Annotated in this window: 11 protein-coding genes and 3 tRNA genes; 8 read left to right on the top strand and 6 right to left on the bottom strand. The window is 75.6% G+C overall.

Annotated elements, in window-relative coordinates; translation table 11 throughout:
• Positions 1-205: 205 nt before the first annotated feature.
• Entirely contained in the window at positions 206-859 is a 654-nt protein-coding gene (locus BXA05_RS02580) for a GTP-binding protein (protein ID WP_061267205.1), read from the top strand.
• A gap of 99 nt (positions 860-958) precedes the next feature.
• Positions 959-1,046, top strand: a tRNA-Ser gene (locus tag BXA05_RS02575).
• 9 nt (positions 1,047-1,055) lie between these two features.
• Here BXA05_RS02575 and BXA05_RS02570 read toward each other — a convergent pair.
• A complete protein-coding gene (locus BXA05_RS02570) occupies positions 1,056-2,870 on the bottom strand; it encodes a GMC oxidoreductase (RefSeq protein WP_083711428.1) in 1,815 nt (604 codons plus the stop codon).
• Between the two features lie 96 nt (positions 2,871-2,966).
• Between BXA05_RS02570 and BXA05_RS02565 the strand changes: the two genes are divergently transcribed.
• Entirely contained in the window at positions 2,967-4,244 is a 1,278-nt protein-coding gene (locus BXA05_RS02565; RefSeq protein ID WP_076403720.1) for a threonine/serine exporter family protein, read from the top strand.
• Positions 4,245-4,330: 86 nt separating this feature from the next.
• A tRNA-Ser gene (locus tag BXA05_RS02560) sits at positions 4,331-4,419 on the top strand.
• Between the two features lie 179 nt (positions 4,420-4,598).
• Here the strand turns inward: BXA05_RS02560 and BXA05_RS02555 are convergent.
• Together BXA05_RS02555 and BXA05_RS02550 are read right to left on the bottom strand one after the other, a co-directional pair.
• A complete protein-coding gene (locus tag BXA05_RS02555; protein ID WP_061267187.1) occupies positions 4,599-5,972 on the bottom strand; it encodes a hypothetical protein in 1,374 nt (457 codons plus the stop codon).
• The gene (locus tag BXA05_RS02550) at positions 5,969-6,736 is read right to left on the bottom strand and encodes an ABC transporter ATP-binding protein (RefSeq protein WP_076403718.1); all 768 of its coding nucleotides are present in this window, start codon (positions 6,734-6,736) and stop codon (positions 5,969-5,971) included. Before BXA05_RS02550 ends, BXA05_RS02555 begins: the two co-directional genes overlap by 4 nt.
• Positions 6,737-6,966: 230 nt before the next feature.
• On the opposite strand from BXA05_RS02550, the gene BXA05_RS02545 reads away from it, so the two are divergent.
• The 3 genes from BXA05_RS02545 (at position 6,967) to BXA05_RS02535 (ending at position 8,822) form a co-directional block, all read left to right on the top strand.
• A tRNA-Arg gene (locus BXA05_RS02545) sits at positions 6,967-7,039 on the top strand.
• Positions 7,040-7,156: 117 nt separating this feature from the next.
• Positions 7,157-7,759, top strand: a complete 603-nt coding sequence (locus BXA05_RS02540; RefSeq protein ID WP_076403716.1) for a TetR/AcrR family transcriptional regulator — start codon at positions 7,157-7,159, stop codon at positions 7,757-7,759.
• 136 nt (positions 7,760-7,895) lie between these two features.
• On the top strand, positions 7,896-8,822 hold the full coding sequence (locus tag BXA05_RS02535; protein WP_170963120.1) for an alpha/beta fold hydrolase: 927 nt from the start codon (positions 7,896-7,898) through the stop codon (positions 8,820-8,822).
• Here BXA05_RS02535 and BXA05_RS19520 read toward each other — a convergent pair.
• Complete coding sequence (locus tag BXA05_RS19520) at positions 8,797-9,045, bottom strand: hypothetical protein (RefSeq protein WP_076403714.1); 249 nt, start codon at positions 9,043-9,045, stop codon at positions 8,797-8,799. The genes BXA05_RS02535 and BXA05_RS19520 overlap by 26 nt on opposite strands.
• A gap of 324 nt (positions 9,046-9,369) precedes the next feature.
• Between BXA05_RS19520 and BXA05_RS02525 the strand changes: the two genes are divergently transcribed.
• Positions 9,370-9,993: a GyrI-like domain-containing protein gene (locus tag BXA05_RS02525; RefSeq protein ID WP_076403712.1), complete on the top strand. Its 624-nt coding sequence runs from the start codon at positions 9,370-9,372 to the stop codon at positions 9,991-9,993.
• Between the two features lie 78 nt (positions 9,994-10,071).
• Here BXA05_RS02525 and BXA05_RS02520 read toward each other — a convergent pair whose 3' ends face one another.
• Entirely contained in the window at positions 10,072-10,785 is a 714-nt protein-coding gene (locus BXA05_RS02520; RefSeq protein ID WP_076403710.1) for an anaerobic ribonucleoside-triphosphate reductase activating protein, read from the bottom strand.
• A 257-nt stretch (positions 10,786-11,042) separates the two neighbouring features.
• Positions 11,043-15,020: a discoidin domain-containing protein gene (locus BXA05_RS02515; protein WP_076403708.1), complete on the bottom strand. Its 3,978-nt coding sequence runs from the start codon at positions 15,018-15,020 to the stop codon at positions 11,043-11,045.
• Between the last annotated feature and the right edge of the window lie 27 nt (positions 15,021-15,047).

Genomic DNA, 15,047 nt, shown 5'->3' with positions numbered 1-15,047 from the left:
GCAGCCCGCGACGGCTCCGGCCGCACCGCAGCCGGTCGCTCCGGCTCCGGCCGCCGCGCAGCCCGCCCCGGCTCCGGCCGCCGCGCAGCCTGCGTCGGCTCCCGTCGCGCAGGCCGCGGCCCAGCCGCGCACCGCGCCGCAGCCCCTGGCCGCCGCGCAGCCCGTGGCTCCCGCCCAGCAGGCGCCCGCTCAGCCGGTCGCCCCGGTGCAGCAGGCGGCCCCCGCGCGCCCGGTCGCGGCAGCGCCCGCGGCTCCGCCCGCTGCGGCGGCGCAGCCCGGTGGTGCCGCAGCGGCGTCCCGAACCGCGCCGACGGTCGTGAAGATCGTCGTCGCGGGCGGCTTCGCCGTCGGCAAGACGACGTTCATCGGCTCGATCTCGGACGTGGAGCCGCTCAACACCGAGGCCGCGATGACGGAGCACTCGGTAGGCGTCGACGACGCGGGCGGCGTGTCCGACCGCAAGACGACGACGACCGTCGCGATGGACTTCGGCCGCGTCTCGCTGCCGGGCAACCTGTGGCTCTACCTGTTCGGCACGCCGGGCCAGGACCGCTTCCTCTTCATGTGGGACGACCTGGTCCGCGGCGCGATCGGCGCCGTCGTGCTCGTCGACACCGACCGCCTGGAGCAGTGCTTCCCGGCGATCGACTACTTCGAGTCGCGCAACATCCCGTTCGTCGTGGGCGTCAACTGCTTCGACGGCGTCGCCAAGCACAAGCTCGAGGACGTCCGCGAGGCGCTGCAGATCCCGCCGCACGTGCCGATGCTCTACACGGACGCGCGCTCGCGCGCGGCGACGAAGCAGACGCTCATCGCGCTCGTCCAGCTCGCGATGCGCCAGCTCCGCGGCGCGGCCTGACCGCTCCCGCACCCCGCGCCACGCACGACGGCGGGCCGCCCTCCACGGGTCGGCCCGCCGTCGTCGTGCAGGGGCGGGGCGTGCCACAATGGCTCGCCGGGAGGGCTGACAGAGCGGCCTAATGTGACGGTCTTGAAAACCGTTGTGCGGCAACGCACCGGGGGTTCGAATCCCTCGCCCTCCGCCAGTCGTGCCGTCAGGCCGGGTCGGGAGCCGTGCTCCGTCCCGGCCTGACGCGCGCCGGGCGCAGGGCCGCCGGGGCGTGCGCCGGGACGAGCGGGTGCCGCGGTGCGACCGGGCCCAGCACCGCGTACGCAGCGCCGAGCGGCGGGCGCACGTCCTTCTCGCCCGCGTTGGGCCAGAGCGCACAGGCCCGTTCCGCGAGCGCCGTGATCGTGAGCGACGGGTTCACCCCGAGGTTCGCGCTCACCGCGGACCCGTCCATGACGTGCAGGCCGGGCTGACCGTGGACACGGTGGTACGGGTCGATCACGCCCGTCCGCGGCGAGGTGCCGATCGCGCACCCGCCGAGGATGTGGGCCGTCATCGGGACGTCGAAGGGCTCGCCGACGGTCCCTCCGGGCATGCCGCCCATGCGCCGGGCCATGCGCCGTGCGGTGTCGTTCCCGGCCGGGATCCAGGTCGGGTTGGGCGCGCCGTGCCCCTGGCGGGACGTGAGGACCTTGCGGCCGAGGAACCCGCGCCGCAGCGAGGTGGTGAGCGAGTTGTCGTGGCTCTGCATGACGAGCGCGATGATCGTCCGCGACGACCAGCCGCGCAGGTCGGCCATCGCCGGCAGGTCCCGACGTCGGCGCCACAGCTCGCGCAGCCAGGTGCGCCACCGGCTCGGACCACCGTCCGTGAGGACCGTCTGGAGCAGCCCCATGGCGCCCGACCCCTTCCCGTACCGGACGGGCTCGACGTGGGTCCGGGCGTCCGGGTAGAACGACGACGTGATCGCGACGCCGCGCGAGTAGTCGGGCGCGTCGGGCCGTCGCTGGTGGTCGCGACGCCGGACCGTGGCGCCGAGCAGGGCCTCGGAGTTGGTGCGCGTGAGGTGTCCCAGCCGCTCGGAGACCCCCGGCAGGTGTCCCGAGTCCCGCATGGCGTGGAGGAGTCTCTGCGTGCCCAGCGCCCCCGCGGAGAGCACGACGTGGCGTGCCGTGTAGCGCTGCCGTCCTGCCCAGGGGCGCCCCGAGCGGTGGGCGAGGACCTCGTGCAGGACGCCGCCCGCGCCGTCGGGCACGGGCCGCACCTCGGTGACGGTCGTGAGCGGCAGGACCTGGGCGCCGCCGCGCTCGGCGAGGTAGAGGTAGTTCTTCACGAGCGTGTTCTTCGCCCCGACCCGGCACCCCGTCATGCACGCGCCGCACTCGGTGCAGCCGCGCCGCGCGGGCCCGGCCCCGCCGAAGTAGGGGTCGGGGGCGGTGACCCCCGGCTCCCGTGTCCCGCCTCGGCCGAAGAACACACCGACCGGCGCCTTCACGAAGGTGTCGCCCACCCCGGTCTCGCGGGCCACGTCCTCCAGGACGTCGTCCGCGGGGGTGCGCCCGGCGTAGGTGGTGACGCCGAGCATCCGGCGCGCCTGGTCGTACCAGGGCGCCAGCTCGGTCCGCCAGTCGGCGACGTCGGCCCAGGCGGGGTCCGTGAAGAAGTCGTCGAGCGGCTCGTACAGCGTGTTCGCGTACACGAGGCTGCCGCCGCCGACACCGGCGCCGGCGAGGACGAGCACGTCGCGGAGGCGGTGGATGCGCTGGATCCCGAAGCATCCGAGGGCGGGTGCCCACAGGAACGACCGGAGACGCCACGACGTGCGGGGGAGCTCCTCGTCGGTGAAGCGGCGGCCCGCCTCGAGGACGCCGACGCGATAGCCCTTCTCGGTGAGGCGCAGGGCGGTGACGCTCCCGCCGAACCCCGAGCCGACCACCAGCACGTCGAAGTCGGTCGGGACGCGCGGGCCACCGCGCCCGGGTACGTCGGCGGGGGCGGTGCGGAGGACGTCGGCGGCCATGGGCAGACGGTACGTCACGACGGCGCGGGGCTCTGGCCGGGAGGTCCGGGACCTTCGGCGAGTGCCGGGCGCGGGACGGTACGGGATCATGGCGTCGTGACGCCTGAGCCCTCCCCGGCCGACGAAGCCGGTCTCGAGCCCGTCGACCTCATCCGCCGGTCGGGCACCGTGCTGCGGATCGGTCGGCTCGCGCTGTCGGCGGGCACCGGCAGCTACCGCGTGAAGTCGCACATGACGCGCGCGGCCCGGGCGCTGGGCCTGGACCGCATCGCGGCGCACGTGACGCTGACGGAGATCACCGCGACGTCGTACCGCGGGCCGATCTTCCGCACGGAGCTCACCGAGGTGCGCTCCATCGGGATCAACGCGGACCGGCTCGCGCAGCTCGAGCGCTTCTCGGCCACGCTGCCGGCGGGGGCCGACCTCGACGAGGTCGACGCGGAGCTCGACCGGATCGCGCGCCGACCGCCGCTCTACGGGGCGTTCCTCAACGCCCTGTGGGCAGGGATCGCGTGCGCCGCGTTCGCGTTCCTCAACCACGGCGGCCTCGTCGAGTGCGGCGCCGTGCTCGTCGCGGCGGCGCTGGGGCAGGGTGTCCGGCGCGCGATGCTGCACCGGGGCATCAACCAGTTCGGCGTGACGATGCTCGCGGCCGCGGTCGCGAGCGTCGCGTACCTGGGGCTCGTGTTGGGGCTCTCCGCGCTGGCCGGGGTCGAGGGCGGCCACGAGGCGGGGTACGTCTCGGCGGTGCTGTTCCTCGTGCCCGGGTTCGCGCTCGTGACGGGCGCGCTCGACCTCGCGAAGCTCGACTTCTCGGCGGGCGTCGCGCGCGTGACGTACGCGCTCATGATCCTCGCGTCCGCGGCGCTGGCGGTGTGGGGCGTCTCCGCCGCCGCGGGCCTCGCCCCGGACCCGGTGCCCGCCCCGGTCCTCGCGGAGCCGCTGCTGTTCGGCCTGCGCGCGGTCGCGAGCTTCCTCGGGGTGCTGGGGTTCGCGCTGATGTTCAACAGCCCCTGGGCGATGGCGCTCGGGGCGGCCTCGATCGGCATGGTGGCGAACGTGGGGCGCCTGCTCCTCGTCGACGCCGACGTCGTCCCGCAGGCGGCCGCCGCGGCGGCGGCGCTGCTCGTGGGCCTGCTCGCGGCGACGGTCGCGCCCGCGCTGCGCGTCCCGCGCATCACGGTGTCCGTCCCGGCCGTGGTCATCATGGTCCCCGGCGTCACGGCGTACCGGGCGGTGTACGAGTTCAACAGCGGCGCGACGGCGCAGGCCCTCGCCTACGCCGTCGAGGCGGGTCTCGTGATCGTCGCGCTCGCGATCGGGCTCGCCGTCGCCCGCATGCTCACCGACCGGGAGTGGACCTTCGAGCGGTAGGAGGGGACGCCGTCGGGCCGGCGGTTTGGTCTGGTGGCGACGCCCTTGTACCCTGGGCGACGCAGGCTCTCCGCGGAGTCCTGCGAGGAGACGTCGCATAGTCAGGTCTAGTGCGCCACCCTGCTAAGGTGGTAACGGGGCAACCCGTTCGAGGGTTCAAATCCCTCCGTCTCCGCTCAGGAAGGTCTCGGTGTGCACGCACCCGGGGCCTTTTCTGTTGCCCGGGATCATGCGGCCTGCACCGCCCGACGCGCGGGCGGGGCGGCCGGGCTCGTGGCCGAGCCCCTGCCGCCCCGGCGCCGTCACCGGCGCTGCGTGACAGCCCGACGTCGGGCCTGCTCCGTGGGCCGTGCCCTACGCCGTGCCGGTCGTCGCGAGCGCCGACCGCACGACGAACCGCGACGCGCCCGCCCCGGCGAGCACGAGCGCGGACGCCCCCAGGACGCACAGCAGGAACTGCAGGGCGACGCTCGCGTTCGTGAAGGCGTTGATGCCGAGGACGGGCACCATGAACAGCAGCACGGCCGCGGTCGCGACGCCCACGCTCACGACGAGCGGCACGAGCGTCTCGCGGAAGCGCGCCCGGTCGAGCGTCCGCAGGTCGGTGCCCGCGAGGACGAGCGTGCGGTACTCGCCGCGCTGGTCGATGACCCGGCCCGCCTGCATGACGCCCGTCGAGACGGCGGCCAGGACGCCCGCGATGGCGAGGGTGAGGAAGCCGCCCGTCTTGATGTCGACGAGGAACTGGGCCTCCGCCGGGTCGGACGCCATGCCCGGGTCGAAGAGCGCGAAGATGCTCGCGAGGCCCGCGATGAACGTCGCGAGCGCGACCCCGCCCACGGACCGCCACGCGGTCTTCGGGTTGTCCACGATCCGCCGCCCGGCGAGCAGCGTGGGCACGCGGCGCGCGGAGCCGGCGGTGATCCTGCCGACGACCCAGATGACGAACGGCCCGACGAGGTTGAGCGTCGCGAAGCCGATCAGCAGGATGACGACGACGACGGTGATCCCCACCGCGGCCGAGCCGAACGACAGGTTGGTCGCGACGATCATCGCGACGGCCGCGAGCCCGGTCGCGAGCAGGCGCACCGCCTTGAGGCCCGGGGGAGTGACGCGCGCGGCGACGCCGAGCGGCGTGATCGCGACGCGCCGGAGGCTGACGAGCGCGGACACGAGCGCGACCGCGACCACGAGGACGACGGCGCCCAGCAGGGCGGGCACGCCGACCCACAGCTCGGCGACGTCGAACGTGCGGCCCTGGAAGCGCAGCTGCGCGACGAGCGGCAGGAGGGCGCCGTAGCCGACCAGCCCGACGAGCGCCCCCGTGACGGCCTGGGCGGCGGCGTCGAGCACCGTGAGGGACGTGACCTGGCCGGTCGTGGCCCCCGCGAGCCGGAGCGCCGCGAGGCGCGCGTCGCGGCGCGCGACGGCGAGCCGCGCGGCCGCCCCGCCGAGCGTCACGAGCGGGATGAGCAGCAGGAGCGAGGCGATGCCCGCGAAGATCGGGTACTGCGTGTCGTACGACGTCACGGCCGCGTCCACGCCCTCCTGCATGCCCTCGATCCCGCCCGCGCGGCCGAGGAACGCGCCGAACCCGCCCACGACGACGAGCAGGATCGCGGTGGTCGTGGCGAACGCGATGACGGCGAGCACGTTGGTCAGGCCCTGCGGGTCGCGCTCGTCGGCGCTGCGGCGCCGCAGGAGCCACCAGAGGTCGACGGTCCTCATCGGGCGCTCTCCTGACCGGGGACGGCCGGGGCGGCCACGTCGTGGCCGGGCGCGAAGAACTCGCCGGAGATGACCCCGTCGCGCATCGTCACCGTGCGCGAGCAGTGCCGCGCGACCCCGGCGTCGTGCGTCACGACGACGAGCGCGGCACCCGAGTCGCGGGTCGCGCGCGTCAGGACGTCGAGCACCTCGGCGCCGGTCGACTGGTCGAGGGCGCCCGTCGGCTCGTCGGCGAACACGACGCCCGGCGACCCGACGAGGGCACGCGCGATCGCGACGCGCTGCGCCTGCCCGCCGGAGAGCTCGCCCGGCCGGCGCTGCTCCATCCCGGCGAGGCCGAGGTGGGCGAGCCAGCGGGCGGCGACCGCGGTGGCCTCCGCGCGGGCCGTGCCGGCGAGCATGAGCGGCAGCGCCGCGTTCTCGACGGCGGGCAGCTCGGGCAGGAGCTGGCCCGACTGGAAGACGAAGCCGAAGTCCTGGCGGCGCAGGATCGTGCGCCGCGCCTCCGAGAGCGTCGCGACGTCCTCGCCGCGCCACGACACCGAGCCGGACGTCGGCGTGATGATGCCCGCGAGGCAGTGCAGGAGCGTCGTCTTGCCGGACCCGGACGGGCCCATGATCGCGAGCGACTCCCCGGGGCGGACCGTGAGGCTCACCCCCGCGAGGGCGTGCGTCGCGGTCTGCGCGGAGCCGTAGACCTTGGTGAGCGCGCTCGCGACGAGGGGCGAGCCGCCGGGGACGGGAGTGGGGCCGGTGAACGTCATGCGTCGATCGTCCGCCGGGGAGCGGTGCCGCCGCGTCGGGCTGGGGACGGGACGTCGCCCGGCGCGGGTCCGACCGTGGGGGGACCGTGCGGCGTCGTCCGTGCGGCGAGGGTCGGACGGCGTGGCGTCCGTCACGCCGCGGCCTCCGGGCCCGGATCCGGTTTGGGATCAGGGCGAGGACGCGGTAGTGTTCTCGACGGCCGGTGAGCGATCAACGGCCAGCACGACCAGCGCCCGTAGCTCAACGGATAGAGCATCTGACTACGGATCAGAAGGTTGGGGGTTCGAATCCCTCCGGGCGCACAGCGGAACGGCCCCACCCGACGGGTGGGGCCGTTCGTCGTTTCCCGCGCGTCTCGTGACCCCGCGTCCGGGCGACCGGCCCTCCCGGTTTCCGCACGATCGTGCTACGTTCGCCGGGTGACCAAGGGCGACGACACGCGGCAGGCGATCCTGCACCGCGGCGTGGAGGCCGCGTACCGCGTCGGCCTGGCGGGCCTGACGATCGGTGAGCTCGCGCGTGCCACGGGCATGTCGAAGAGCGGGCTCTACGCCCACTTCCGCTCCAAGGAGTCGCTCCAGCTCGCGGTGCTCGACCAGGCGCGCGCGGAGTTCGTCGACACGGTCGTGGCGCCCGCGCTGCGCACGCCCCGCGGCGAGCGGCGCCTGCGCGAGCTGTTCGAGCGCTGGCTCGTGTGCGACCTGCGGCAGCAGCCCGGCGGCTGCCTGTTCGTCAAGGCGGCGACCGAGCTCGCCGCCCAGGAGGGGCCGGTCCGCGACCAGCTCGTGCGCGACCACCAGGACCTGTACGACGCCGTCGCACAGGTCTACCGGACGTGCGTCGCCGAGAGCGGCTTCCGCGACGACGTGGATCCTCAGCAGTTCGCGTCGGAGCTGTACGGGGTGATGCTCGCGCTGCACCACGCGCACGTCTTCATGGCCGACCCGCTGGCCGAGGACCGGGCGCGCCGCGCGTTCGAGGCGCTCCTCGACGCGTCGCGCGCACCGGTGCCGGTCGCCTGAGCGCCTGCCCCGCACCCGACCCACCCCGACGGAGAGGATCCTCGTGACCACCTCGCGAGCCGAGAAAAGCACGACCGTTCGGCTGGAACGACGGCGCGCCGCGCGCCGTCGGAAGGCCGCGGCTCGACTCGCCCTCGTGCGCGCTCGGTTCGCGGTGCTCCAGACGGTGTCGCCCCGGCGGGCCGCCCGGCTCGCCCTCGACCTGTGGTGCACCCCGCCCGACGGCGCAGGTCGTCGCCGCGACGACCGCGCCGTCGCCGGTGCGCTGAGCACCGTGACGACGTCGTCCGGCGCGCGGGTCGTCGTCGAGACGTGGGACCCGCACGCCTCCGCGGACGACGCGCCCGACGGGACCGCGGGACACGGGGCGGGGGCCGGCGTCGTCTACCTCGCGCACGGGTGGGGCGGGCGGCGCGGCCAGCTCGGCGCGTTCGTCGAGCCCCTGCGTGCCGCGGGCCACCGCGTCGTCGCGTTCGACGCGCCGAGCCACGGGGACTCCGGGCCCGGCCGCCTCGGGCCGCGGCGCAGCACGATGCCCGAGCTCGCGGACGCCCTCGCCGCGGTGGTGCGCGAGCACGGGGAGGCGACGGCCGTCGTCGCGCACTCGCTCGGTACAGCGACGACCGTGCTCGCGGTGCGCGACGGCCTGCCCGCGGGGCGCCTCGTGCTCGTCGCGGCGATCGCCGACGTCCTCGGGCAGCTCGACGGGTTCGCCGACCTGCTCGGCCTGTCGCGCCCGACGCGCGAGCTCCTCCGGAGCCGACTCTCCGACCTGGCCGGGCGCCCGCTGCCCGAGCTCGACGTGCGCGAGACGCTGCGCACCCACCCGGTGCCGCCGGCGCTCGTCGTGCACGACCGCGCCGACAAGGAGGTCCCGTACCCCGTGGGTGCCGCGCTCGCGGCGGCCTGGCCCGAGGGCGAGCTGCTCACGACCGACGGGCTCGGGCACCACCGGCTGCTGCGCGACCCCGACGTCGTGCGGGCGGTCGTCGACTACGTGACCCCGCCTGCCGCGCGGCCCGACCCGGAGCCCGTCGTCAGGCCGGCGGCCGGTAGCCGGTGACCTGCGTGAGCGCCCGTGCCCGGTTCGAGCGCGCGAGCATCACGCAGCCCGGGACGAACGCGCCGAGCAGGAGCGGCCCGACGACGAGCATCGCGGCCCACATCATCAGGGCGAGGTAACCGGCGGCCGAGTTGTTCGACGGGTCGCTGTCCGCGTAGGCGAGCAGGCCGATGCTCAGCGCGCCCGCGGCGACCATGAGGACGACCGGCACCCAGATGAGCACCCAGGCGGTGCGTCGGTACCTCGGTGTGAAGGCGGCCACCGGCGGCGGGGGCGGCGGTGCATACCCCGGTGCCGGATATCCGAGGCCCGGGTGCTTCGGGTGCGCGGAGTGCGGCGGATACCCGGGACCCGGGTGCCCGGGGTGCGGCGGGTAGGCGGGGTGCGGCCCCGCTGGGGGGCCGCCGTACGCGGACCCGTGCCGCGGGTCGTGCGGGGGTTGGGGCGGCGGTGAGGTCACCCGTCCTGGATATCAGGCGTGCGGGCGTCGTGCGCGGACCGTCCGGCGGCGCGCCCGCGTGTCGGCGGGGCCCGGTAGCGTCGGACCATGCCGTCGGACAAGGTCGACCTCAAGGCGTTCCACCGCGAGCTCTACGCGCCGCCCCGCGGCCGGTTCGTCGAGGTGGACGTGCCGACCCTGGCCTACCTCGCCGTCGACGGCGAGGGCGACCCCAACACGGCGCCCGCCTACGCGCAGGCGGTCGAGGCGCTGTTCTCCCTCTCCTACGCCGTGAAGTTCGCGAGCAAGCGCGCGGGGCGGGACTACGTCGTCGGGCCGCTCGAGGGGCTGTGGACGGCCGACGACCCGGGGACGTTCGCGCGCCGCGAGAAGGGCGCGTGGCGGTGGACCCTCCTCGTCCTCCAGCCCGACTGGGTCGACGAGGACACGGTGGTCGCCGCCACGGAGACGCTCCGGGCGAAGAAGGAGCCCCCGGTCGCGCTCGACCTCGTGCGCCGCACGAGCCTCACGGAGGGGCGGTCGGTGCAGACGCTGCACGTCGGCCCGTACGACGACGAAGGCCCGGTGCTCGCCGAGCTGCACGACGTCTACCTGCCCGAGCACGGGCTCACGTTCGCCGGGCCCCACCATGAGATCTACCTGAGCGACGTCCGGCGCACCGACCCCGCGAGGCTGCGCACCGTGCTCCGCCAGCCGGTCCGCCCGGTCTGACGCGCGGGCCCGCCCGGCGCCGCCACGCCCGATCGGGCCGTCGCATGCGGCCCGACCCCGCGCACCCGCGGCGCGACGTCAGGCGGCGACCCGCCGCCGCGCCCAGGCGAGGTCGGTCGCGTCGAGCACGTCGGTGAGGCGGCGGCCCGCGAGGCCGCGCGCCCAGGCGGGGGACGCGCCGTCGGGCACGGCCTCCTGGAGCACCCACTCGCGCACGCCGAGACGGCGCAGGTGCGTCCCGAGGGCGAGGAGCTCGGTGCGCGAGTGCACGCTCGGGTCGACGGTCGTGCGCACCTCGTGGTCGACGCCCGAGCGCAGGATCACGGCCAGCGCCTCGAACGCGCGCCGGCCCGACGGGATCGTGCCCGTCACGACGGGGTAGCGGGACGGCAGGTGCTTGATGTCGAGGCCGACCCAGTCGACGAACGGCAGGAGCCGGGCGAGCCGCGCCGGCCACGGGCCGGCCGTGTGGAGCCCGACGTCGAGGCCGAGGCCCTGCACGTCGTCGATCGCGCCGAGCAGCCCTGGGTGCAGGGTCGGCTCGCCGCCCGAGAACACGACGCCGTCGAGCAGGCGACGGCGCGGCGCGAGGAACGCGACGACCTCGGACCAGGGGACCGTGTCCTGCGGCGGCGGGCCGCCGAGCGCGGCGACCGCGCACAGCCCCGGGTGGTGGCAGTAGCCGCAGCGCCACGGGCAGCCCTGGGTGAGGACGGTGGCGACCCGACGGCCGGGCCAGTCCGTGACGGACAGCCGGTCCAGTCCGGCGACCACGAGGCCGGGGCGGGTCATCGGCGGCTCCTTCGGACCACGACGGCCCGGCGGTCCGGACCTCCCGGCGGCGGTGCCGTCAGGACCTCGAACGTATCCTCGCGGGCCCCCGCGCCGGACCGGCCGAAGGTCCCGACCTGGCGGGCCCGATCCAGGCCAGATCCGCGCCCGGTCCAGGCCCGACGCAGGCTCACGCGGACGCGCGTGCCGGACGCGGCGGACCCGGGGCCGCGCGCCCTGGGCGGGCGCACGACCCCGGGTCCGGGGGACCGGGACGGTCAGCCGCAGGCGGGCTGCCCGTGCTCCGGCGTCGCGACGGTCTCGCGCTCGTCGGCGTCGTCGGACGGCGCGGCCGTCGCGGTCACGGGGCCGGTCGTGGTCCCGCGGACGGCGAACGACTGGTACGCGTTCTTCCCCGGGCTGACCGCGGGGAAGCTCTTCGTGCCCCACGGGGTGGCGACGTCGACGTCGAGCGGGACGTCGTCGTCGTTCACGACGCGCACCGCCAGGTACGCCTTGCCCGCGAGGCACCGCACCTCGGCCGTCGCGGTCACGGCGACGGCGGCCGGCGACGCCGGGTCCGCCGCGCCGGGCGCGAGCACCCGGAGGGCCGTGAGGCCCGGGTCGCCGTCCTGCCACGACGTGCTCAGCGCGACGTACCGCGCCGTGCGGTCGACGGCGAGCGTGCCGCGCACGCCACCGGCGCTGATCGTGCCGACGTCGGTGAAGGTGAGGCCGTCGTCGCTCACGGAGACGACGGACCCCGGCGCGCCGCCGCGCTCCCACGCGGCGACGACCGTGCCGATCTCGCGCGGCGACCCCAGGTCGGTGACCATGCGGCCGTCCGGTCCGGGGACCCACGACGTCGCGGCGTCGCCGTCGACGGCGCGCGAGGGCGACGTCATGCCCGTGGGCAGCACGGACGCGGGGAACGTGAGCGTGCTGAGCGCGTGGTCCGCGACGGGGAACGGGGTCGCGTCCCGGAGGGTGACCCGCGTGCCCGACGGCGTCGCCCCGACCGTGCGCGTCGCGCCCGTCTCGGCGTGGCGCAGCTCGACCGGCGCCCCGTCGCCGGTGACGCGGAACGAGCGCGCGTCGGCGACGGCGACCGTCACCCCCGCGGGAGCATGCCCGGCCGGCGTGGCGACCGTCGCGCGCGGCGCGAGGACGACGGCGTCGCCCGCGGGGACGGTGACCGCGAGCGTCGAGGCGTCCGCCCCGACGGTCTGGGTGCCGGCGTAGACCGGGACGGCCCCGCCGTCGTGCGGGACGGTGAGGGTCGTCGCGACGTCGGCGCCCGTGAGGTTGAACGCGACGACGTACCCGTCGACCGCGCTCACGAGCACGCCCGCCGTGTCGGCCGTGGGCACGCGGGCCCCGGCCTGCGCGGCCGTCGCCGCGGCGTCGCCCGGGACCATCTCGACGAGCCGGGGCCCGGCCGCGCCGTCGGTGAGCCGCACGACGTGCCGCGTGTCGGTCGCGCGCGAGACGGTCACGGGGGCGTCCGAGCCGCGCACGACGAACCCGGCCTCGCCCTCGACGTTGAGCCAGTCGCCGTCGCTGCTCAGCACCTGGTCGCCCGTGTATCGGAACGACGCGGCGTCGTGCCACGTCTGCCCGTCGAGCGACGTCTGGACGCGGTACTCCTGGCCCGCGGCGACCTCCCAGCCGAGCTGGACCTGGCTCACCGCGGTGGGTGCGCCGAGGTCGACCTGGACCCACGAGTCGGGCTTGGTGCGGTCCGCGACCGCGACGGCCCAGCGAGTCGTGGCGGAGCCGTCGGTGACGGCGCTCGCGGGGTTCGACCCGTTGGCGCTCGACGCGGTGGCCGGCTTGCCCGCGGCGACGTCCGTCCCCGTGGGCGAGAAGGCGCGCAGGTGGTAGAGCGAGTAGCCGTACGTCGCGTCGCCGCGCACGCCCTGCATGCGGACGTAGCGCGTGGTGACCGGCGCGGGCTCGTCCGCGCCCGCCGGGGTGAGGTCGACGGTGTCGAGCCGCGCGACGTTCACGTCCGCCGGGGCCTTGCCGTACGCGGTCGCGGTGGTCCACGTCTGGCCGTCGGTCGACGTCTGGACGAGGTACCGCGCGCCCGCGCTCGCCTCCCACGCGAACCGCACGGCGCCCACGGTCGTCTCCTCGCCGAGGTCTACCTGGATCCACGAGTCCGGTCGCGTGCGCTCGCCGACCGCGACGGCCCAGCGGGTCGACGGGTTGCCGTCGGTCACGCGCGCCGCGGTGCGGCCGCCCGCCGTGTCCTGGCTGGACGCGGTCGCGACCTTCCCGGCGGCGAGGTCGGTCGTCGACCCCTCGTCGCCGTAGGCGTGGAACGCGAACATCGAGTAGCCGTACTGCGGGTGGCCCTGCTGCCCGAGGAGCCGGACGTACCGCGCCGTGACGGGCGCGAACGACAGGTCGTCGACGCGCGCGGCCTTCGCGTCCGCGGGGTCGGCCGGACGCGTCACGGGGAGCGTCGCGGTGGTCTCGCCCTCGGCGGTCGTGTAGGTGCGCGACCCGTCGAGGCCCGAGTAGCCGTTCATGGCGAGGTTGCGGACCGACAGGCTGGCGTCCTCCGTGCCCGCCCCGGTCGACGCGTAGACGGCCGCGCCGGTCGGGAGCGTGACCTGACCCGCGTAGCCGCTGCCGACCCGGAACACCGACGACGTGCCCTCGAAGCCGTCGCGCGGCCCGGTGTACGTCCGCACGTGCCGGTCGTCGACCGTCGCGCCCGTCGTCGGGTAGAGGAACGGGGTCGAGCCGGAGACGTGGAACAACCACGAGTCGTGCGCGGGGACCCAGGGGAACTTGACGAAGCCCTTGCGGCTCGACGCCGCGGCCCACGCGTCCGCCGTCTGCTGGACGGTCAGGCCGGGCCCGGCGCCGAAGTCGCGCACGCCGGAGAGGCGCTCGAAGAACTCGTCCTGCGGCGTCGGCTCGACGGGGCCCTCGGGCGACTCGGCGGCCTCGACGTGCAGGAGGTAGGAGATCGCGATCTCGGCGCGCGCCTCGGGCTCGTACTTGGGCTCGCCCGAGAACTTCGCGAGCCGGTAGACCGGTGCGTACGACTGGTAGTCCTCGAGCGCGGCGGCGAGGTTCGCCTCGGCGCGCGCGGCGTCGGGGTCGCGCAGGACCTGGCCGAGGAACGCCATCGGGATGGCGTCGCGGCCGTAGAGGAACTCGCGGTCGGCGACCATGGGCATGAACGGCTCGCCCGCGTCGGACATGACGAGCTTGATCGACTCCCACAGCTCCGCCGAGTTGGGCTGGTGCGTGAGGATCTCCGGCAGCGGCTCGTCGCGCAGGAGGAAGTGGATCGCGTTGCGCCCGCCTGACCGCCAGATGTCGGACTGGTAGTGCGGGCCGAACGACCCGTGGTTCTCCACGAGGTACGTGTCGTGGATGGTCTGCATGGTGTTCGTCGACACGGGCCTGCCCGCGACGACGGCCGGGTTGTTCCGGTCGGCCGTCGGCTGGCCCGCCGCGTTGCGGCCCCAGTCGCCGAGCTGCTCGGCCCAGCGCGCGGCGTCGGGGTCGTCGGGCGCCCACGCGAGGCCGGGCGCGAGGGCCTGCGTGTAGACGCCGACCTCCTCCTGCGCGGTGTCGCCCTCGTGCTTGCCCGTCGGCCAGTCCGCGGTCCACGAACCCGAGAGCGGGTCCTTGCCGAAGTCGAGGTCGGCCGTGTACGTCGACTGGCCCGTCGCGATCGTCGTGAGGTTGGCCTGCGTCGTGGCGTCGAGCTCGTCCCACAGCAGCGTCCCGGCCGCGAGGAAGTAGGACTGGAACGTCGAGTCCCAGAACAGCTTCTTGCCCCACGCGCCCGCCGGGTCCACGAACCGGTTGGTCGCTGCGTAGTGCCGGATCGTCGCGAGCGTGCGGGCACGCAGCGTCTCCTCCGGGACCCCCGCGAGCTCGGCGTCGTACTCGCCGTGGGTCAGGAGCACGGCGTTGCCCAGCACGACGGCGAAGTTGAAGTCCTTGAGCTGGTACACCCCGGCGGACTCGTCCCAGACGGTCTCGACCCAGCGCGTGTGCCGCAGCAGGGCGCCGTAGTAGTCGGCGGCGGTCTCGTCGGGGGCGCCGTACGCGGGCGCGGCATCGGCCGTGGTCGACGCCGGGGCCGCGGGCGGGGCGGCCGGCGCGCCCTGGGCGGTCCCGGGGGCCAGGAGGAGGGAGCCGGCCGTCGCGAGGGCGAGGGCGGCGGTCGTGCTGCGGCGTCGCGCGCGGCGCGCGGCCGGAGGCCGGGCGGGTGATCGGGTCATGGTGGGGTCTCTCGTCGTCGTCGTCGG

It is taken from the genome of Cellulosimicrobium funkei (genome assembly GCF_900155925.1).
GTDB classification, from domain to species: domain Bacteria; phylum Actinomycetota; class Actinomycetes; order Actinomycetales; family Cellulomonadaceae; genus Cellulosimicrobium; species Cellulosimicrobium funkei.
Note: the sequence above shows the minus strand (reverse complement) of the source record. Positions and strands in the feature narration are given on the sequence as shown.